Here is a 21880-nt window from a genome sequence, read left to right as displayed (position 1 = left end):
TTCCAAAATGGCTTATTGGGCCGATATTGCTGCTGCTTGGGTAAAGTCTTCAATCAGGTCTTCTATATGTTCTAGTCCAACCGAAATACGTAACAACCCTGGAGTAATGCCCAAGGATAGTTTGTCTTCCTCTTTAAGCTTGGCGTGGGTGGTGGTATAAGGGTTGGTCACGATGGTACGGGTATCTCCTAGGTTCGACGACAGCGTTGCGATTTTCAGTGCCTTCATAAAGGCCGAAATCCTGCTAAAGCCACCCTCCAGTTCTATGGTGATGACCGCACCGCCTGCTGTCATCTGTTGTTGGGCCAGGGTATGTTGCGGATGGGAGGGAAGGAAGGGATAATTGACCCTTTTTACCGACTCATGAGCATCCAAAGCCTGGGCCAGTTCAAGTGCATTAGCACAGTGTTTTTCCATGCGTAGCTCTAAGGTCTCCAAACTTTTGCTTAACACCCATGCATTGAAAGGAGACATGGAGGGACCCGTTTGGCGACAGAAAAAACGAATGTCCTTGATGTATTCTTTTTTACCAACTACGATTCCCCCAAGTACTCGCCCCTGTCCGTCCATAAACTTGGTAGCCGAATGTACGACCAGGTCGGCACCATATTGTGCTGGGATTTGCAGACATGGGGTAGCGAAACAATTGTCGACGTTAAAAATAAGTCCATGCTTTTTACAGAGCTTACCGATCATCTCTAGGTCCACTAGGTCGAGGCCAGGGTTAGAGGGAGTTTCTAGGTATACCATTTTGGTATTGGGCAATATGGCCGCTTCCCATTCTTGTTCTGTAGCCGTCGATTCCAGGTAGGTATAGCTAATATTCCATTTGCTCAGGATTTGAGTTATGATCTGGTGAGCCGAACCGAAAAGGGCACGACTTGCTAAAATATGGTCTCCACTTTGCAGTAATGCGGCCATGCTCGCAAATACGGCCGCCATGCCGGTAGCCGTGGCTACGCCCTCCTCACACTCTTCCATCATACACACCTTATCTACAAATTCCTGAACTGAGGGGTTCGAAAATCTGGAGTAAAGGTTTCCTTGTTCGGTTTCGTCGAATAAGGCTTTCCCCTGTTCGGCAGTTTCGAAAGTGAAGCTGCTGGTAAGGAATAGGGGAGTAGAGTGCTCCCGGTACTGTGTCTTGGTGGTTTGCGTCCTCACCGCTTTGGTTTGCTTTTTCATTCAATGGGGCCTAAGGCGTATGGCAAAGGTATTGTTGTAATCGGTTTGTTTTGGTGCTGTTAATGCCCAAACCAGACCATGTAAATAATTCTCAAACTAACTATGATCACGATAGTACCTACCAGGATCATCATGGTTTTGATGGGTAGTCGTCGCGACAGGCTGACTGCGATAGGAGCGGCGGTCATCCCACCCAATATAAGTCCTAATACCACCTGCCAATGCGAAAACCCAATTAAAGTAATAAAGGTAACGGAACTGGCCAAGGAAACGAAAAATTCGGCTAGGTTCACCGAGCCAATGGTATACTTTGGGTGACGGCCTCTGGCAATAAGCGTCGAGGTGACGATAGGCCCCCAGCCGCCTCCGCCGATGGAGTCGAGTGTTCCGCCAGCCCATGCCAGCCATCCTATTTTCTTTATGGGTCGCTTTTCAACCCGTTTTTTTAACGCTTTCTGTATGATAAGAATTCCCAATATAAGGGTATAAAGCGCGACCAAAGGCTTGATGATATAAATATATTGTTCCAAGGACGACACTAGGTAAGCCCCCGTAATAGCCCCAATTACACCGGGGATAAGGATTTTCTTAAATAGTTTGCTGTTAACGTTTCCAAATTTTAGGTGCATATAACCCGAAACCCCACTGGTGAAAATTTCGGAAGTATGTACACTTGCACTGACCGCCGCAGGCGGGACGCCAATGGTCAGCAAAAAGGTGGAGGCCGTAACCCCATAGGCCATTCCCAAAGCCCCGTCGATCATTTGGGCGATAAAGCCCGCCATTAAAAAATAGAAGAACTCTTCACTTACCGACAGTTCGTTCCATACCAACGTGAGCCGGTCGAAAGTAACATAGGTAAATAGCACGTGGCCGATGATCATCAGGGCTATGGCCGCAAAGATATTCATGGCTGTTTCGGTCCCAGTGCGGGGCCGGAAGGTCGCTGCCCATATTTTTTTCTGTACCAAGTCCCAACTGAATGGCTTACCACTGAGGGGGCTAGTAGTTTGTCGGCTTTCGGGGGTCGGTCGCGGACTGTTGACGATTAGGTCCGATTCCTGAGGCAGGTTGGTAAGAAGCACCTTTTGGCCGTTGCCCCTGGCTATAGCGGCTAGGCGACGGTCTTCCTCGATATTTCCTGTAGCAATAACTACTACGGGTATCGTTTCAAATTCGTGAAGTTCACCCTTGTCTTCGGTTGGGGATAGATCGGTTGCTGCCTTCAAGTCTATTTAGTATAGTAATCTTATAGAGTAATAGCTTAATAAAAATAGCAAACTGTTCATTTGCTAGGTATTAGGCTTGCGGCAAAGATAAAGGGTAATTATTATTATTCAAAGGAATCTGCTGGCGGAAATTTGTTGCTTGTCCATCTACCCTTGATCGGAATATGGTTATTCTTCGCGCTATTTTGGAGTGTGATAGGTCTTTAGAGCCAATCCTTGCAGGAGTTACGTATGAATTGGTTATATGTTTTTTTACAGACCCGCCTATTTATCCAAGAAAAATGAAGATGAGATTACCTTTTTTCTTGGATGATCTCCTTTAGGCCAGGGCTCACATAGGTCTGCAGCTGCCCTTGGTCGTCGGTATAAACGAGATAAACTTCTAGATCCTTCCTTTCGCGAATAAACCTTATACTTTGCGCTACCCCCATTAGGAATAGCGGTGTGTCGTACCCATCGGCCGTAATGGCATCATTGGCGAGTACCGTTACACTCAATATATTGCTGGACTCCATATCTCCCGTCTTAGGGTTAATGATATGGTTATAGAGACGCCCGTTGTGCACGAAATGGTTGCGGTAGTTTCCTGAGGTGGTCAAGGAGCGGTCTAAGAGGGGAAGGGTGGCGATGAGCCTGCTGGGGCGGGTGGGGTCCTCTATCCCGGCCATCCATGGCTTGCCATTCTCTTTTTTCCCCTGGCAACGTATCTCCCCGCCTATTTCGACCATATAACGATGAATACCTTGTTTCTCTAGGAACATCGCCAAAAGGTCCACGGAGTAGCCTTGGGCTATTCCATTGAAATCTAGGCGAATACCTGGGTGTTCTTTTCGTACCGAAATGGAATCGAAGTGTATGCGATCGAAATTCACTAGGGGAAGTATTTCCTGAAGGATCACTTCCGATACCTGGTGTTTTCGATTGGGCCCGAAACCATAAGCTTCTACTAAGGGGAAAATGGTAGGGTCAAAAGCCCCTTGGGTTTGCTCGTATACCTCACGCGATTTGAGCAGTATCGGGTAAAAAAAGGGGGATTCGAAAGTATGCTGGTCGGAGCGGTTGAAGCGCGAAATTTCCGAATCGGGCCGATAGAGGGATAGGCAGCGGTCAAATGCCAACAGGATGGAGTCGATAGCGCCTTTATAGTTTCGGGCTTCTTGGTCGTAATATTTAAGATGGTAAGTCGTCCCTTGGGTTTCCCCTTCTAGGGTAACCAAGGGTATATCGCCAGCTGCTGCCCTCCCCAGCATAGGGGAAAGCAGCATGAATGGCAAGATAAGGCATTTAATGAAAATAGTATGGACGATATTCATAGTTCGAATATACCAACCGAATCCATAGCATTGGGTCTTAGCATCTATAATTTTTGGATTAGGGTTGTGGAGTGGGTTCGTCTTTTACGAGCACCAGCAGGTCGCTTAAATAATCCTGATATACACCCCTGGGAGTGGTATTATGTTTTTTGGCTACGTAAGCGGCCATTCCTACCACTTCGCCCATCATACCGCAGGTTCGCATAACGCGGGTACTTCCAAAGGCGACGTGGGTGGTACTGATATTTCTACCGGCCATAAAAAGATTCTGGATATTCCGAGAGTAGAGGCAACGGTAAGGAATGGTATAAGGAGCTACCCTAATATGCTTGGTGCCAGCAAAAAACTCTTGACCTTCGAAATACTGGCTGTTTTTCTTGTCCGGGAAGTGCAGGTCAATGGTCCAAGTGGCGGTTACGGTGCCATCCTTATAGAATTTTCCTTCTTGAACGTCCATTTGGTTAAGAATATGATCTCCTAAAATTCGGCGCGATTCTCGTTTTCCACCGATATAGGCTACCCAGGCCAGTTTATGTTTGGCATACTTCTCTGCCTTGTTGTTTTTGAGGTACGACCAGTTTCCGTAAATGGCGCGTAAGTTATGATCCCGGATTTGTTCGGCTTGGGTAATGGTATTATAATTCCCAAATCCTGTTTCCCACTGCCAGTCGGACTGGGGCTCGTCGATATGGTATTCGTCCGAAAATTGAAGCGCCCAAGGCAAACGGGGGAAGGTGGATACAGAGTCGCGGGGGGTGGACGCCCAAAGGTTTGAGGTTCCTAAAGTGAAATCGTCGGCCTTGGTACTGGCTAGCGATTCGCCGGTTTCGGCTTGGCTTTCCCGCCCCATCCTGAAATCGGCACCGGCCAAATAACCCAGGGTACCATCGCCGGTACAGTCAGAGAAAAATGAACCCGTAAAACGTATCTCCTGGTTGGTGGCTATGTCCCTTCCTATCACAGCGGTGATGATATCTTGTTGTTTTTCAAGACGGTATACGTGGGTGTTTAGGAATAAACTGATGTTTTTCTCGGCCTTAACGATGGCGATTTTCCGTGCATCTCCATATTCTTTGGCATTCGGGTTACCATTGCCAGGGTCACCATTATCGAGCTCTCTGACGATTCTCCCCAATTTGGGATAATGATTTTTATCAATATCACCCATTAAATGGACGCGTACTTCCGAGCTATTATTGCCGCCTAATACGGGACGGTTCTGTATGAGGGCCACTTTGAGGCCTAGCCGGGAGCCAGAGATGGCCGCCGTAGTACCCGCTATTCCGCCACCCACCACTACGAGGTCGAAATGACCGGCTTCCATAGGCTGATCGGAAAGCTTTAGCTGCTTTTTACGAAATGCGGTGAGTTCGTCCAGGGTGTTGGGCGGGGTAAAGTCTGTAGATTCGGTAAACAGGATGGCGTCACAACGTCCATTAAAACCCGTAAGGTCTTGGATGGCGAGCTTTACCTGCAATTGCTTTACAGTAATACGTTCCCCTTTGTACCATTTCCATTCGTCATTACCACTGGCACCATACACGGTGGGGAGGGGCTTGCCATCGATCGACATCTGGAATTGTCCGGGGCCTTTTGGATAGGGGGCCCAGTCTTTGGTCCGTACCCACATTTGGTAGGTGCCCGCCTTGGGGAATTGTACGGTGGTACTGGCATCGCTCACAGGCTCGCCCATGCCATGGGCCATCAGGTAGGAGGATTGCATAACGGCGAAAGATTGCTGGTCGATTACCCAACCCCCTTTGTTGTCGAAGGATTCGGCTTCTACAAAAACATGATTTTGGGCCATAGAAGCCGGTATCAGAATGTACCCCATTAGGAAGAGGTAACCTAAGAATTTGAACATAACGATAAATGTTTTGATGTAAAGGAATTATTTAGCTAAAAAAAGCTAGGGTTTAGGAATAGGTTAGTATTCTTTTAGCTTTTGTATTATTCTTGGGTCGGGGTGCTCCACTTGTTCCAGAACGGCCAGGCAGCTCTGTGTCAAGGCGGCATCGTTACGGTCCAAAAAGGCCAGTAACTGTTGTTGTGAGCGACTAGATAGATCCTGTGCTTTAAGCATTTCTACCAGGCCTTCTCTTTGTTCTCGGTTCGAGCTTGGCAGCCGGTCGATCCAGCGGGCTAGCACCCCATCTTGAAACCTAATCTTTGGCAGCTTGTCGAGGATTACCAACTGGGTAGAATAGGGAACGCTGTCAAATGATCTTACTAGCCATTGCTGGCGGTTAGGATTTTCAAAAAAGGAGGGGTTCACGCGCGTCCATGCCTGTTTGGCGGTGAATATATTTTTTCCCGACATCACCCCCATGAGGTCCTCTGAAAAGGTATCTCTGACTTTTCCCTGGGAATCGAAGAGGCGGTCTAAGGCCCAGTTTTGGTAATGATGATTCGAACTCCTTAAAAATTCGTGAATCAGCATATCATCCTCATATTCGTGAATGAGGCCTGGAATCACCTCTGCTATCTTGCCATGGGCAATTTTCCATAAAGTAAAGCAAGTGTAAACTGCCCCATCGATAATCTCATTCTTAATGGTTTTAAGTGTAGCTCCCGACTTGGTGTCTACCGAATCGCTGAGATCGTCGGTGCCTTCCACGATCAAATCATTCATTTCAAGATCGATAAATATGGAGTTCTCCTTGCTAAGAATTTCCTGCAGCTTCTGGTAATCTTCCTCCATAAAGGGATCATGGTCAACCTTGGTAAGGATTTTTCCTTTTGGTAGGTCAAAGCGTTGGTAGTTTCCCAACAGGTCCCAATAGAAGTTGATATACACCGGCTTGCATTCGTTGGTATAGCAAACCGGTGTGAAAATATTCCGGTAGAAATATTGTGGCCTCCCCGACTCATCAAAAGCCAGTTTGAGGGTATAGCTCAGGGTGTCGTTTTCTGTGATTTGGAATTCGCGAATAGTCGGTATGCCTTTGTCAAGGGGACCCGACGGCGTGGAGGAATACGCCGGTTGGCCCCATAACATCATCATAAAAACGAACAGCCCAGATGGAAAGCCCCAATATCTTTTCATAGCCTGATTTGGATTTAAGTTGGACTCCTTCCCAGCTGAACCCTCTGCTTGGAGAGGGCCCATGGGAGGGAGTTTATACATCGTGGATTAAAGCCAGTCGGTATTTTGAGTCAATTTGGGATTGGCATTGATTTCATCCTGTGGGATGGGGAAGTACTTGTTTTTTTTCTGAATGGGGCGTTCGGGATAAACCGAGTTAACCGCCTTAGAAACCACCTCTTGGTACTGGTCGGTGCGGGAGAGGTCGTACCAGCGATCGCCTTCGCCGAAGAATTCCCAAGCCCTTTCCTGAATGACCGCCTTGATAAACTGGTCCTTGGTCATGCCCGTAGGTAGAGCGTCGAGTCCGGCCCTATCCCGAATCACCTGTATCAGTGAATATGCTTCCGAACTAGCACCGTTCAATTCCGCTTCCGCTTCGGCAGCTATCAAATACATATCTGCCAAACGCAGAACAGGGATATTGGGAATGGTGCCCGTAGTAGAGACAGGGTCTTGGTATTTTTTGATCAATACCCCATCCGTCGTAATTGGTGTGATGTCCTTTTGAGCCACCCATTGCCCCGATTTGTTTAGGTAAGTGGTGTCGAGCATCTGTCGGCGCTTATCGGCAGGGTCAAAGGAATTATAAAAGGACATATAGGCAAACATGGAGCCATAGGAGGTTCTGGCATATTCCACTCCTGCACTACCCGATGGTCCACATAGGCCAATCAGCTGGTGCGAGTTACCAGGGCTAATCGGGTCGGCCTCATAGGCCCATATGTTTTCCTTTCGGGCATCATCCTCTTTGAGGTAGCTGTAAAGGTCTGGTACGCTGGCCATCAGTTGATACTTGCCCGAAGCGATCACCGCCTTTGCCTTAGACAAGGCCGTAGCCCAGTCTTTATTATAAAGGGCCACCTTGGCATAAAGGGCCGACACTGCTTCATTGGAGGGCCTTCCTTTTTCTACCGCAGGGTAGGAGGGTAGGCCCGATTGAGCGGCTTGATCCAGATCGCTATAAATTTGCTTATAAACCTCCGGGATTGTGCTTTTTTCTACAAACGCCTCCTCTTCCGAATAACTTGGAGCAGTTTTAATCACCACTTCTCCGAAGTTCTTGGTTAAGGTCCAGTGAAAAAAGGCTCTCAAAAAGTACGCTTCCCCGATGATTTGTTTTTTACGGGTTTCGTCCATGGTGGCATCGGGCACTTTGGCGATAATCCAGTTGGCTTTTTCGATTCCGCTATAGGAGCTCGACCATAGATGCTGAGGGGATTCAAATGTCCTTCCTGCACTCTTTTGGACGGTGTAAGTAGGTTCCACTGAAAACAAAGTGAGGGAGTTTCTACCTACCACCCCGCGTGGGTAGATTTGGTCCCCACTGTACTCGGGCACCATAATAGCTGCCGGGGCTGCATATAGCTGTCCAAAGGAATCGTAAACGGCAATAAGCCCCTTTTCGGCGTCGGAGGATGTTTTATAGAACGTTTCCGTAAATATGGAAGAGTATACCTCCTCTTCTAATTGGCAAGCTCCCATTCCTAGTACGATGCAGCAGGAGGCAAGAGCCGTATAGATTTTTTTATATGATTTTTTCATGATATTTCAAGTTTTGACTGCTAAAAAGTAAGCTGAAGACCACCCAATATCGATTTGGCCTGAGGGTATACCAAGTTGTCGATCCCAATAGTGGTGTTAGATCCCGCATGGGTATTGACACCCGGGTCGAAGCCAGTATACTTGGTGAACGTAAAGAGATTGTTGGCACTTACGTATACGCGCAGCCTACTGATGCTCTTTAGGTTAGGGATGGTATATCCCAACATTAGGTTCTTACAACGCAGATAAGATCCATCTTCAACAGGGTAGTTGGAGATCGGCAGTCGGCCGGCAACGAGTGGGCTTACGTATTGGTTGCTGGGGTTGTCGGGAGTCCACCGATCCACGACGCCCGCATATAAATTCCGTTGTCCCAATGGGTTTTCGAAGGAAAGCCTGCTGGCATTTAAGATGTCGTTTCCATAGCTCCCAGCGAAGAATGCGGCAAAGTCGAAGTTCTTGTAGGCTAAGTTGGTCGAAAATCCGTAGATAAATTTGGGGTTAGGATTACCGGTAATGGTTTGATCGCTAGAATTAATCACCCCATCGTCATTGAGGTCCTTGACCTTGTGGCCACCTAGGCGACCGTCATAGCCAGGGAGGATCGCTTCTCCAGTTTGATTGATTCCATCAAATACATAGGTTTTGAACATACCCAACGGCTGACCCACTTTTAGGATGGTGTAGTTGGTAATAAAGCGTTCGTCGGTAGTTCCACCGTCCAGGTCCAAAACTTTGTTTCGGTTAACGGTAAAGTTACCATTGACGGTCCATTTTAGGGGCCCATCGATCAAGACCGCATTGGTGGCAAATTCGAATCCTTTATTTTCTAGGGATCCGTAATTGCCCGTGATACTGGCGTAGCCCGACGATAATGGTAGGGTTTTGATATATAACAGGTCGTTGGTCCGCTTATGATAAAGGTCTATGATTACAGAGACCCTGTTTTTTAGTAAGCTAATATCCAACCCAAAGTTACTTTGTGCCGACTTCTCCCATCTTAAATCTGGATTGGCGATCCCTGAAGGGCGTATGGCCGTTTGATAGGCGTTATTGAAATTATAACCACCTCCCGATGATACAGTAGCCAGAGAGTTATAAGGAGAGATACCTCCTGCATTTCCAGTAATACCATAGCTAGCACGGAGCTTAAGGTCGGTCAGCCAGCTGACGTCCTGTAAAAATGGCTCCTCGATGATTCGCCATGCAGCCGAAATGGCCGGAAAGAAACCATATTTATGATTGGCGCCGAATTTGCTGGATCCATCCATTCTGGCAGTAAGATCCAGGAAATAACGTTCCTTGAAGCCATAGTTGACCCGTCCCATATAAGAGTCGAGCCTTTCTAAGCTACGGTAACTGCTTACGGTTCGGTTCAAGGCCAGTTCCATGGCTTCGTTTTGGGTGGCATCATTGGGGAAACCGCTGGCATTCAGGGTGTTTGAATTGAATTTTTGGGATTGGAAAGCATAAAGACCCGTAAATTTCAGACTATGCTGCCCTGCGAAAGTTTTGGCATAGGTTAAGATACTCTCGTGTAATAAATTCAAAGAATTGGAATTGTACTTAGAGGCCGAGCCCGAATTATCATTACGGTCGTTGACGGCAATGATCGAAATAGGGGAGTAGCTATCATTGAGGCCAGTGGTAACATCTGCATTAAAAGAAGCCCTATAGTTGAGGCCAGGAGCTATGGCATAGTCTCCATAAACATTAATCAGCGCTCTTTTGCTATTTCTGTTTTGAAGGATAGAGGTATAATTCAAAGGGTTAATTACCTCTCGGTATTGTCCATTACCCTGCTCGGCAAAGGGGAAAATACTGCCATCTTCCCGATAGGGTTGTAAGGTTGGAGGGGCTCCTATGGCCGCGCCCAACACACTGCTAGTCACCACGGAGGCATCCCCTATATTGGTGCTTCCCGCGTTGATACCGTTATTGTCCGAAAAACTACCCATCAGGCTCGTACCCACCTTTAGCTTATCGTTGACCTGATGGTCGAGGTTTAATCGGTAAGAGAATCTTTTGAAACCGGAATTGATGATGATTCCATCTTGATTGAAATAGTTTAAAGACAGGGACATTTGTGTCTTAGGGCTTCCTCCAGAAATAGTTAGCTGATGGTTCTGTATGGCAGCTTTTCTAAAGATAAGATCCTGCCAGTTAACACCCTCACCCAACGAAGCAGGGTCGGTATAATAATTGTTTTTGAAGACCTCATTCTCTAGTTGTGCAAATTGGGAGGCATTTAATACATCCATTTTTTTGGATACTTCTTGCACGCCATAATAGCTCTCAAAGGATACTTTAGTAGCCCCTGCTTTCCCTCTTTTCGTGGTGATTAGGACTACTCCGTTGGCCGCTCTGGAACCATAAATAGCCGAAGCGGAAGCGTCTTTTAGTACCTCTACCGACTCTATGTCGTTGGGATTAATAGAAGATAATGGGCTCACATCGTTGATTCCCCCACTATTAGATATCTGAATTCCATCGATGATATAAAGTGGCTCGGAGTTTCCATTAATAGAATTCGTTCCACGGATGCGGACACTAATGTTACCACCTGGCGCTCCTGAGTTTTGGTTGATCTGTACCCCCGATACTCTGGCTTGTAGCCCCTGAGCAACATTGGTGACGGGGAGCTGATTAAGATCCTCGGCCTTTACAGATGCTATGGATCCGGTCGTTTCAATTTTACGTTGGGTACCGTAACCCACTACTATTATTTCGTCCAAAGCCTTGGTGTCCGGGCGGAGGATTACATTTTGCTGGGTCTGGTTGTTGATCACGAGCTCCTCTTTTAGATATCCTACGAAGGAAAAGACTAACGTAACGGGCGTTTTGTCCAAGCTTAGCTCATACTTCCCGTCAACATCGCTGGTAGTACCCTGTTGGGTGCCTTTTACCAGTATGCTTACACCCGGCAAGGCCGTTCCAGACTCATCGGTTACCGAGCCCGAAATGATTTGTTTGACCTGAGGAATAGGTTGTTCCGTCTTAGGTGGTGACGGAGCTTTTTCCATATTTCTGAGAACAATTTGGTCGTCAAAAACTAGATAGGTGATACTTTTGGGTGTCAGTAATTGTTCTAAGACGGCTGAAAGAGGCTTGTTGGTAGCCTGTATAGAGGCTTTTGCCGTACGTGTCACCACCTTGGAGTTATAGGTGATTCTTACCCCAGTCATTTGGCTTAGTTCACTGAGGATGGTACGCAGGCTCGATTCCTTATGGCTAATATTAACCCGAACCTTTAGCATCTCCTGAGCCGATGTATTCGCCCAGGTGGCGGAGGTCAGCACGAGAGCCATCAGTATCTGTATGCTGGAAATTTTCATGATCTGGCTCCAGGTATGAGCGTTGAATAGTTTTTTTTTCATACTTTTAAATGTTTTTGAAATTAATAAGGCAAAAACGTCCCCCTATGCATCTGTAAGGATGCATCCTGTTGGTTTTCAGTAGGGGATCATTGGGTCAGTCATGGTGCGAACATGGCTGACTTTTTCTATGGTGTTTAGGGCATAGGCACTGGGGGTTTAGTTATTACATCCTTTAGTGGTAATTAAAATTTGATTTTCGAGTACTTTGAAATCTGTCGACGGTCCGATGGCCTGACAAATGATTTTTAGTTTTTCAAAAAGAGGTTCGTCGTTGAAAGTGGTCGTTAATGCGCAGTCCGCTAGTGAAGCGCCTTTTAGAACGATTTTTACATCATAACGCTTTTCTAAGACTTGAAGAATCGAGGCCACTGAGCTGTCTTCGAAGATCAACTTCTGAATATTATTAGGGCTTACTCGCTGTACCTCCTCGGTGGTAATGACCTTCTTTACCATCGTATGTCTATCCCGCTCTAGTACCAGTTGGTGATTGGGCGACAATTCTATTTCCTGTTGTTTTTTGCTGTCCTTTTCTACCGTGCTCACGGTCACTTTACCACTTTTTACCACGACCTCGAAGCGAGGGTCGGTTTCGAAGGCTTCTATAAGAAAGCTAGTACCTAGTACCTTGGTCACCATTTCCTGGCTGTGCACGTAAAATGGGCGGCTGGCGTCTTTCTGAATTTCAAAAAAGGCCTTACCCTCCAAATGTACCACCCGTTGCTTGCTGGCAAAGGTGGGGGGTAAGTGAAGGCTACTTCCAGGATAAAGCAATACCGTGCTCCCGTCCGACAGTGCTATGGGTTTTATAGTGGCACCCTCCCCTTTGTTGGCTATGATGGTCCATGGTGTAGGATCTTGCTTCCCAAATGGGCCAATATTAAACTGCCACAGCGCCATAATAAGCAATACGATGGATGCCGCAATAGAAAGGGGGAAATGCCAGTTACGGCCAAATACATTACGATGCGGCGCCAATTCCTGTACGCTTTGAAGGGTATTCTCTATAATACGTTCCTTATATTGAGCGGGGAGGGCTTGCTCCTTTACCCCGGTAGCCAACAGGATCTCCTGCGCAGTGGCCGCTATTGCGGCCTGTTCTGCATGCTGCGAAAGCCATAGGTGCCACTGGGTAGCTGGCTGGTCTTTTCCCCCAGCCCTGACCCATTCCCTGAAGCTTTGGTCTTCCAGAAAGTCCTCTAGTTGGTAATCGATATAATTTTTCATCAAAGTCAATTGAGCTATTCATACCCAGTAGGAACGCTATGTTGACTTTATACTGTTTTTTATAATATTTTTTTAGAAAATATTAATGTGCGAATAAATAGCCCCAGGTGTATAGGAGCGAAAGGATTGATTTGGAGGGGATTAGTTCGCGAAGGGAGCTGATGGCCTCATGAAGTAAATTAGTGGCGGTTTGGTAGCGAACTCCCATGATCTGGGCAATTTCCTCGTTGCTTAGATTTTGATAGAACTTAAGGTAGATTATTTCTTTTCGCCGCTTCGATAAGCTATTGATATGACGGTTGAGTTCTTGTAAGCGTTGCGTTTCTTCCTCGTTTTTGACGAGACGATCCTCTATGGAGAAGTCCAACTCAAAGGTCAACGTGGGAGGATTCTCTTCCAGGGATATGTGGTTATCCTTTTTTATCGCCTTGCCTATCTTCCTTCTCAGGCAGGTAAGCAGGTATGGTCTTATTTCTTGAAGGGCCTTTAGGCTTTGGCGGTACTGCCAAATCTCAATAAACGTTTCCTGGATACAATCCTGAATCAAATCGTCGTTGCGCGAAAGCTTCCTTCCATAATAGGTCATGGGTTCAATATATTGATCCATTAATTGGGTCAAGGCCAGCTCACTGCCCGACTGGAAGTCGAGCCATAGGCTTTCATCACCTGAATAAGGATGCTGTTTCATGAGGGCAAATGAAAAGGATGGATGTGCAATTTGTAAATATTTGTTGAAATTTTAAGTATATTTCTACTTTTATCTTGCTTGTAAATCCATTTCTCTCTATAAAATTTCCCTTTTTCGACTGAGTGCCATCTCCTTGGTACAATATTATTAACGGGACCCTTTAAAATAGTTTCGCTAGTGTTAATCGGATGTAGTTGAACATACAGGCTATGAAAATAAATGAAAATACAGGTAGTCTTGGGGTAACTTTTGACCAACAGGGTAATGCCCAAATCCTATTATGGGCTCCGCTGGCTCTTTCTGTGGAATTAACGATACAAGGCCATGAGGCCCCTCTGGCCCTAGTCCAAGTAGATAGGGAGTACTGGTATTTGAAAACGCCAACATTGAAGCCGGGAGATCGATATTGGTTCCGCTTGGATGGAGCACCCTTGTTGCCCGACCCCGCCTCCAGGAGCCAGCCCGATGGGGTACATGGTCCTAGCCAGGCCCTGCGCCTTGATGATTTCCCGTGGACCGACATGAAATGGACCAATAAGCCACTTTCTGAGTACATTATTTACGAGGTACATGTAGGTGCTTTCTCTTCCCAGGGTAACTTCGATGGCCTATTGGAGCGCTTAGACTACCTCAAGGCGCTGGGTATTACAGCCATTGAGCTGATGCCCGTAGCGCAGTTTCCCGGTAGGCGCAATTGGGGCTACGACGGCGTGTTTCCCTTTGCAGTTCAAAACTCCTATGGTGGCGCCCAGCGTTTGCAAGCTCTGGTGAACGCCTGCCATTGCAAAGGCCTGGCCGTAATCCTCGATGTGGTCTATAACCACTTGGGGCCTGAGGGTAATTATCTTCCTCAATATGCTCCTTATTTTACAGATAAATATCGAACCCCATGGGGGAAGGCGGTCAACTATGACGATGCCTATTGCGATGGGGTTCGTCGATATTTCCTTGAGAATGCACGTATGTGGTTCGAGCATTTTCATTTCGACGCTTTGCGCCTCGATGCCGTACATGCTATCGTCGACTTTAGCCCTAACCATATCATGAGGGAGCTGCTGCAACAAACCGATGCACTCATGGAAGCAACGGGTCGGTGTCATTATCTGATTGCCGAGCTGGACCTCAATGATCCCCGCTATACCGATACGCTGGCAGATGGAGGCTATGGGTTGGACACCCAATGGGTCGATGAGTTTCATCATGCATTGCGCGTGGCAAGTGGCCAGGAGAAAATGGGGTATTATTCCGACTTTAATGGATTGGAACACCTAGCAAAAGCTTACCGAGACGCTTACGTATACGATGGAGCGTATTCGGAACACCGGAAAAAGAATTTTGGACGGAAGGTCTCTACAGCCAAAGGAGAGCGATTCGTCGTATTTTCACAAAATCATGATCAGGTAGGCAATCGAATGCTGGGGGAGCGAACCAGCAAACTGTTGAGCCCAGGAATGCAAAGGGTCCTGGCAGGAGCGGTCCTGTTGGCGCCATTTATCCCCTTGTTGTTTATGGGGGAAGAGTATGCCGAGCCTAATCCTTTTCAGTATTTTATCGACCATGGGGATGTGGAGCTGGTAAAGGCAGTGCGGGAAGGAAGGGCTAGGGAATTCAAAGATTTTTATGGAGAACGACCACCGGACCCTTTTGCCGTAGAAACCTTTATGAATTCCAAATTGGAATGGGAGCTGCTATCTAGGCCCAAACACAAAAAGATGTTGGCTTATTATCAGCAATTGATAAGGCTTAGGAAGCACCACGAGGCCTTACGACACCTCGACGGGCCGTCCTGCAGCGTGGAGCTGCATGCTCCAGTATTGGTGGTGATAAGGCGGTATCAAAACCAGGTGGTTATAGGGATCTTAAATTTCTCGAACCAATTGGTTCCCATTTCACTTCCGCATCATTCGGGGAATTGGCACAAGCTGATCGCCTCCTGCGACAACGCTTGGGGGGGGACGGACGAAGGTCCTGAAGTCCTAAGCAATCGTCTGGAATGGACGGTTCCAGCAGAATCTTTCTCACTTTACACCAACTATTATGAACAGTCCTAAGATCACCTATAGAATTCAGTTAAGAAAGGAGTTTGATTTTACTCAACTGAACGAGATCATTCCATATCTAACCGATTTGGGTATTTGTACCATTTATGCCTCTCCCATCTTGAAGTCCCGGGAAGGCAGTGCCCATGGCTATGACGGGGTCAACCCCGATGAGCTGGATCCCGAGGTTGGTACGCCGGATCAGCTAGCATCCTTGCTAGAACGGTTGAAAGCGCATAATCTGAAATGGTTGCAGGATATCGTACCCAATCATCAAGCATTTAGTATTCAAAATCCATGGCTATTGGATGTTCTGGAAAAAGGTCGGCGATCGGAATATGCTCCCGTTTTTGATATTGATTGGGAACATCCCCACTGTGGTGGTAAACTCCTATGGCCCATCTTGGACCGTCCGTTGGAGGAAATTTATCAGCAAAACGAAGTTCAGGTGCTGTATGAACACCAACGCTTGTTTTTCGATTATTCGGGAAATTTATTTCCCCTGGGGCCTTCTGGCTACCAATTGTTTTTTAAGGATCCCATATTCGCCAGCAACCAGGCCTTTAGGTCAATATCTCAACAATTAGATGACCTCGAAAGGGTAGAAGATCTTAAGCGATATGCTTTGCAATGGGATGAAATAAGGATGCAAATCTATGCGCTTAGCCAGCAGGAATGGGAGCAACAACTCATCGCCGATAGGCTAAAGGCGATGAAAGAGGGGGGCTTTGAACCGCAATTGATGGAGGTGCAAGCTTATACCCTTGTGCCTTGGTGGAAAACGAACAGCCAGATCAATTACCGTCGTTTTTTTACAGTAAATGACCTTATCTGCCTCAATATGCAGGACCCTGAGGTGTTTACAAAATACCATCAAAAAATTGCAGAGCTTCTCCAAGAGGAGCAGGTAATAGGCTTGAGGATCGACCATATAGATGGATTGCTAGACCCTACCGCCTACCTCCATAGGCTCAGGGAGCTTATGGGCGAGGAGAAATATCTGGTGGTCGAAAAAATATTGGAATCGGATGAAGGACTGCCTGAGAATTGGCCCGTACAGGGAACAACGGGATATGATTTTCTGGCGACGGTTAACAATCTTTTAACGGATCCTCAGCAGGCCGATAGCTTTACTTCATTTTATGAACGATTCGTAGGGAGTGGCGAAAAGCCAGAAGTATTGCTTTTACAAAAGAAAAGGTTGATTCTTAAGGAACATATGGGTGGGGAGTGGCAGAATTTGTTCAATAGGCTGGCCGATCTAACCGACCTAACTACCCACAAAGGAATGGCCGAGTCTGTGAAGGAGGCTTTAGCCGAGTTTTTGGTGCGTTGCCCGGTTTATCGGTACTATGGCCGACAATTTCCCCTATCTCAGCAGGAGTCGTGTAAGGTTCATGAACTCCTCGATGCCGTAAGGGGGAGTAACCCTGCACTTACTGAGGCGGTACAAGTCCTTGAAATGGTCCTGTTAGTGAGTCCCTTAGATGCCGATGCTGCCTATAGGCGTCGCGTGGCCGACTTCTATTCGCGCTGTATGCAACTGGCAGGGCCTCTTATGGCCAAGGGAGTGGAGGATACCTTGATGTACACCTACAACCGCTATATCGCTCATAATGAAGTTGGCGATTCCGTATGCAATTTTGGACTTAGTATCGATGCCTTTCACCAGAAAATGATGGATCGGCAAGCATATTATCCCGGAAGTATGTCGGCCACAGCCACCCACGACACCAAAAGAGGGGAGGACGTGCGGGCTAGGCTTAACGTTCTCAGCGACGTTCCTGCCGAGTGGTTTGGCCTCGTAGAGCGCCTTCATCGCAGCATCGTCGAAGGCCGTGAGCCCGGCATAGGTCCCGATGCCAATGACGAATACTTTATTTACCAAACCCTTGTCGGCTCCTATCCAATGGGTAGGGAAGAGGCAGACGACTATCCGGAGCGGCTAAAAGCCTACTTTAAGAAGGCATTTAGGGAGGCTAAGCGCTTCACACATTGGGAGAAGCCCAATGCTGAATACGAGCAGGGAGTGGACGACTTCGTGTCGCTATTGCTCGATAAGGAGGGACCCTACTATAAACTTTTAATACCTTTTAAAGAGAAGATTGAGGACTTTGGAATATTAAATTCATTGGTACAGCTTACCCTGAAATTTACCTGTCCTGGCGTACCGGATATTTATCAGGGAACGGAGTTATGGGATCTGTCACTAGTAGACCCAGACAATCGTCGTCCTGTGGACTACGAATTGAGGAATCAGATGCTAGAAGCTCATTCACAGTCCAATATCCGAATCGAGTCGCTCTGGAACCGTCGACACTCCGGAGAGATAAAACTCTGGTTGATGCAACAGTTGCTGCAAGTTCGCAAGGACTATCACCGGATCTTTGAGGAAGGTACCTATGTACCCTTAGCGGTAGAAGGTCCGTATGCACAGCATATTTTGGCCTATGCCCGGGAGTTCAAAAACAGATATATCGTAGTGGTGGTACCGCTTCACCTGGCGCAACAGCCCGATTCCTTAGCTTGCTTGCCGGCAGGTTTCGACTGGAAGGACACCTACGTCCGCTGGCCCGACACGGCCATGGTACAATGGCAGCACTTACTACAGGGTTCCGAATGTCAGCTGGATGCAGGGTTTTATGTTCGAGATATATTTCAAGGGTTTCCTTTGGCCATTTTAAAGGGTGAAAAACAGGAAAAGAGACGGAATGCAGGCATATTGCTGCACCTAACCTCCCTAGCTGCGCCTTTCGGAATAGGGGATATGGGACCAGAGGCCTACGGCTTTATCGATTTTTTGTCAAAAGGTAACCAGGCTGTTTGGCAGATGTTACCCCTAAACCCCACAGCGGCTTTGGAGCATCATTCCCCTTATAGTACCCTCTCTAGCCAGGCAGGTAACCCCTTATTGATAAGTCCAGCCCTGTTGTATAGAGAGGGCTTGCTGGAATATGTGAATCTTAAGGAATTTTATCTGCCTCAATTGGGAAAGGTCGATTTTGCCGCGGTAGAAGCCGTGAAAGGGGAATTGTTAAGGCAGGCCTATGCCTCTTTTCTGAAGAAAGCATCGGCTTCCCGTTGGCAGGATTTTAAGGACTTCTGCTCCAAAAATGAGGGTTGGCTCAATGACTACGCCGTGTTTATGGTGATTCGCCAGTTGGAGTCGGAACGGCCGTGGTACGAATGGAGCGATAAATATAAAAACTATAACCTAGGTGGGTGGAAGGACATACATATAGAGCAGGAAGACGCATTGCAATATCAAAAATGGGTGCAATATATCTTCGACAGACAATGGAAAGCCCTTCAACGGTATGCTCATGGCAAGCAAGTGCAGCTCTTAGGGGATATCCCGTTTTATGTGAGCTATAACTCGGTGGATGTATGGGCACATACCTCTTTGTTTAAGCTAGATGCCGATGGACAAATAGCCAGCATAGCTGGGGTGCCGCCAGATGCCTTTTCGAATCAGGGACAACTCTGGGGGATGCCTGTTTTTGATTGGGAAAAAATGCAGGAGAATCAATACGAGTGGTGGATACAACGATTGAGAAAGAATAAGGAATATTTCGACACCCTGCGCATCGATCATTTTAGAGCCTTTATCGATTTTTGGGAGGTGCCCGGGGGAAGTTCGACCGCCCAGGCAGGCACCTGGAGCCAAGGACCTGGGGCCGCATTTTTCGAAAGGGTGAAGGCCGACCTCAACGATCTGCCTTTCGTGGCGGAAGATTTGGGTGCGAGCAATCCGGAGGTAGACCGGGTTAGGGACCTTTTTGGCTTGCCGGGGATGAAAGTGCTGCAATTTGCTTTTGATGCTAATTTTGCCCAAAATCCACATATCCCGCATCAGTATTCCAACAATTTTATCGCTTATTCGGGCACCCACGACAATAATACCACCAAAGGCTGGTTTGAAGAGGATATCGATGAGGCGACTCGGAAACGTATCGGTGCCTATATAGGACAGGACGTAACCTCCGAAAATATTGTAGACCTCTTCGTTCGGCTGGTATATGCTTCCGTCGCTCAGACGGCCATTCTCCCCCTTCAGGATGTACTTGCCTTGGGTGCCGAAGCCATGATGAATCGCCCAGGTTCTACTCAGGACAATTGGACTTGGAGACTGTTGCCAGGCCAGCTAGGTGTTGTAGAGGAAAATAGACTGAGGGTGTGGACAAAATTGTATAACCGGGGGTAACATGCTATGGGGAAGTCTCGCCTCGACTTCCCTAATTCATGGAATTTGGATTGGTATGGCCCTTTTTGATGGGAGACTCATTTTGGGTATGCTTTTTTAAATAGGACAGCATCTTTAGTTCTGTAATTTGAAAAGGCATGGGGCAGCAAGAAAAATTTGTATTAGAAGTCGCAAAGATTTGGAGGATGCATAAGAAGCAGGAGCTCCGTTTCCTGGCCATGATGCGCCTGGAGGTAGCGCCCGCCTTACGTAAGTTGTGCGCATGTGGGCATATAAGTTCGGTTCTATGCCAAAAAGAGATCGAGTTTCTTTATGACTCTGCAAGAAATTGTTTCGACGATGGCGATTTGAGGAGTATTTATGTGCAGGAAACCAATGCATTAAAGTATTCAGACATTAAGTATGGCCTTCAACAGATTTATGGTACCCAGCAGGAGTTGCTGAGGTATTATAACGAATACATTGAAGAAAATATACTTAATGAGGACTCTCATAGGATATGCCAGGATCATTATGTTCAGTTATTAAAGTTAGATGCCAGCATCAAGAAAGAGTTGAGGTCCTTCGATTTGCAAATCAGACAAGCCTATTTGGTGGTGGCCTAAAGACGAACTATACCAAATTATTATTTTAATTTAATATTGATTACGAATACCTGGCATAGTATTTTATAGATTATAATCAAATCAGTTGATTATTATAAATCAAAATATCACACTTTATTATGAAAACTTCAAAGAAAAAAGCCAAGAATCAGATCACCGCTACAGACAGCGAAAAGTTGAAGTCCTTATTTGTAGATGGCCTTCAGGATATCTATTGGGCAGAGAAAAACCTCTCGAAAGCCCTGACCAAAATGACCAAAAACACCACATCCGATGAATTGAAGGAGGCTTTCGAAACACATCAAAAACAAACGGAAGGCCATATCGACCGGTTGGAGTCGGTATTTCAGATGGTAGGAGAGAAGGCCAAGACCAAAAAATGCCCGGCCATGGAAGGCCTTATTGAAGAGGCCAACGAGATAATTTCGGACACTGAAGATGGTAGCATGGTGCGCGATTGTGGGCTTATCATGGCGGCTCAAAAAGTGGAGCATTACGAAATGGCCTCTTACGGTACCTTACGGAATATAGCCCGTACACTGGGCTATGAGGATGCCGCCAAGCAGTTGCAGCTCACCCTCGACGAAGAAGGCGAGACCGACCACCTGCTCACCGAACTCGCCGAAACCTACGTGAACCAGGAGGCTGGGGACGAGTAGTGATTTTCATTGGATATTAATTATAGAAAAGCCACCGGAATGGGTGGCTTTTCTATATGCTGGAAATGGGGTGCGGGTGGGCCTGAGAGAACTAGCAATTTAGGTAAATTCCTACTGTTGCTCGGATGGAAAACCGACTCTCAATGATGGTGCGGGTAGATCGCAGCCCCCTTTATTTTACATATACGGCACCGTTCGTTCTGATATATAGCATAGTTGCTCCATTAGAAATGTTTTTGACCTTATGAGTAGCATTTTCTGTCGAGCCAAAATAACTTCCAGCATCTAGAACTTTGGTTTCCTGGCCCTGTGGCATATCATAACTCAGTTGGCCTTGTATTACAACCGAATGCAAAATAGAACCATTGGTTTCGAATGTTCCGATATATCCCTTAGGAAGTTTAACGAAGAGACTTTTGTATTCGTGATCATTTAGCAGAAAACTTATTTCAGCTTTACTTTTCGAACTAACCCAACTTGTATTTTTGTAGTCTAACCAAACTACATTAGAAGCATGGATGTTAATTGGCCTTTGACCATCATCAAATGCCTCATTAATGGGTTTTACCAAATAAGGACCATGGTTAATCTCTACTAAAGCTATGTTTTCTTTCCCGTTAGCTGCCGTAATATATAATACTCCCCAGAATTAGGGCCACTGTTAAAATTTAATTTTTAATCTTAAATTAGTGGAACTATGAGAGCAAAAAGGAGAAAATTCAGTTCA

At 46.7% G+C, this 21880-nt stretch carries 14 protein-coding genes; 4 read left to right on the top strand and 10 right to left on the bottom strand.

What is annotated here, in order from left to right; translation table 11 throughout:
- Positions 1-12: 12 nt before the first annotated feature.
- The 9 genes from CLV98_RS04305 to CLV98_RS04265 form a co-directional block, all read right to left on the bottom strand.
- Entirely contained in the window at positions 13-1185 is a 1173-nt protein-coding gene (locus tag CLV98_RS04305) for a trans-sulfuration enzyme family protein (RefSeq protein ID WP_109673093.1), read from the bottom strand.
- Positions 1186-1244: 59 nt separating this feature from the next.
- The gene (locus tag CLV98_RS04300; protein WP_109673092.1) at positions 1245-2414 is read right to left on the bottom strand and encodes a sulfite exporter TauE/SafE family protein; all 1170 of its coding nucleotides are present in this window, start codon (positions 2412-2414) and stop codon (positions 1245-1247) included.
- A gap of 293 nt (positions 2415-2707) precedes the next feature.
- Positions 2708-3679, bottom strand: coding sequence for an FAD:protein FMN transferase (locus CLV98_RS04295; RefSeq protein WP_229203207.1), 972 nt, complete (start codon positions 3677-3679; stop codon positions 2708-2710).
- A 106-nt stretch (positions 3680-3785) separates the two neighbouring features.
- Complete coding sequence (locus CLV98_RS04290) at positions 3786-5591, bottom strand: FAD-dependent oxidoreductase (protein ID WP_109673091.1); 1806 nt, start codon at positions 5589-5591, stop codon at positions 3786-3788.
- A 63-nt stretch (positions 5592-5654) separates the two neighbouring features.
- Positions 5655-6773 carry a hypothetical protein gene (locus tag CLV98_RS04285; RefSeq protein ID WP_211319975.1) on the bottom strand — a complete coding sequence of 373 codons (1119 nt, stop codon included), beginning with the start codon at positions 6771-6773 and terminating at the stop codon, positions 5655-5657.
- An 87-nt stretch (positions 6774-6860) separates the two neighbouring features.
- On the bottom strand, positions 6861-8357 hold the full coding sequence (locus CLV98_RS04280; protein WP_109673090.1) for a RagB/SusD family nutrient uptake outer membrane protein: 1497 nt from the start codon (positions 8355-8357) through the stop codon (positions 6861-6863).
- Positions 8358-8377: 20 nt separating this feature from the next.
- Complete coding sequence (locus tag CLV98_RS04275) at positions 8378-11734, bottom strand: SusC/RagA family TonB-linked outer membrane protein (protein ID WP_229203206.1); 3357 nt, start codon at positions 11732-11734, stop codon at positions 8378-8380.
- A 156-nt stretch (positions 11735-11890) separates the two neighbouring features.
- Positions 11891-12958, bottom strand: coding sequence for a FecR family protein (locus tag CLV98_RS04270; protein WP_109673089.1), 1068 nt, complete (start codon positions 12956-12958; stop codon positions 11891-11893).
- Between the two features lie 82 nt (positions 12959-13040).
- Positions 13041-13646: an RNA polymerase sigma factor gene (locus CLV98_RS04265; protein WP_109673088.1), complete on the bottom strand. Its 606-nt coding sequence runs from the start codon at positions 13644-13646 to the stop codon at positions 13041-13043.
- Positions 13647-13855: 209 nt separating this feature from the next.
- Between CLV98_RS04265 and treZ the strand changes: the two genes are divergently transcribed.
- The 4 genes from treZ (at position 13856) to CLV98_RS04245 (ending at position 21153) form a co-directional block, all read left to right on the top strand.
- Positions 13856-15697 carry a malto-oligosyltrehalose trehalohydrolase gene (treZ, locus tag CLV98_RS04260; RefSeq protein ID WP_109673537.1) on the top strand — a complete coding sequence of 614 codons (1842 nt, stop codon included), beginning with the start codon at positions 13856-13858 and terminating at the stop codon, positions 15695-15697.
- Positions 15684-19889 carry a malto-oligosyltrehalose synthase gene (gene treY / locus CLV98_RS23720; protein WP_109673087.1) on the top strand — a complete coding sequence of 1402 codons (4206 nt, stop codon included), beginning with the start codon at positions 15684-15686 and terminating at the stop codon, positions 19887-19889. The genes treZ and treY overlap by 14 nt, the downstream gene beginning before the upstream one ends.
- A 185-nt stretch (positions 19890-20074) precedes the next feature.
- A complete protein-coding gene (locus CLV98_RS04250) occupies positions 20075-20494 on the top strand; it encodes a hypothetical protein (protein WP_146202228.1) in 420 nt (139 codons plus the stop codon).
- 119 nt (positions 20495-20613) lie between these two features.
- Positions 20614-21153 (top strand): YciE/YciF ferroxidase family protein, encoded by a 540-nt coding sequence (locus CLV98_RS04245; protein WP_109673085.1) that lies wholly within the window; start codon positions 20614-20616, stop codon positions 21151-21153.
- Between the two features lie 172 nt (positions 21154-21325).
- Here CLV98_RS04245 and CLV98_RS04240 read toward each other — a convergent pair whose 3' ends face one another.
- A complete protein-coding gene (locus CLV98_RS04240) occupies positions 21326-21784 on the bottom strand; it encodes a DUF4437 domain-containing protein (protein ID WP_262512132.1) in 459 nt (152 codons plus the stop codon).
- Positions 21785-21880: the final 96 nt, after the last annotated feature.

The sequence above is a fragment of the Dyadobacter jejuensis genome (assembly GCF_003149085.1).
GTDB lineage: Bacteria > Bacteroidota > Bacteroidia > Cytophagales > Spirosomataceae > Dyadobacter > Dyadobacter jejuensis.
Note: the sequence above shows the minus strand (reverse complement) of the source record. Positions and strands in the feature narration are given on the sequence as shown.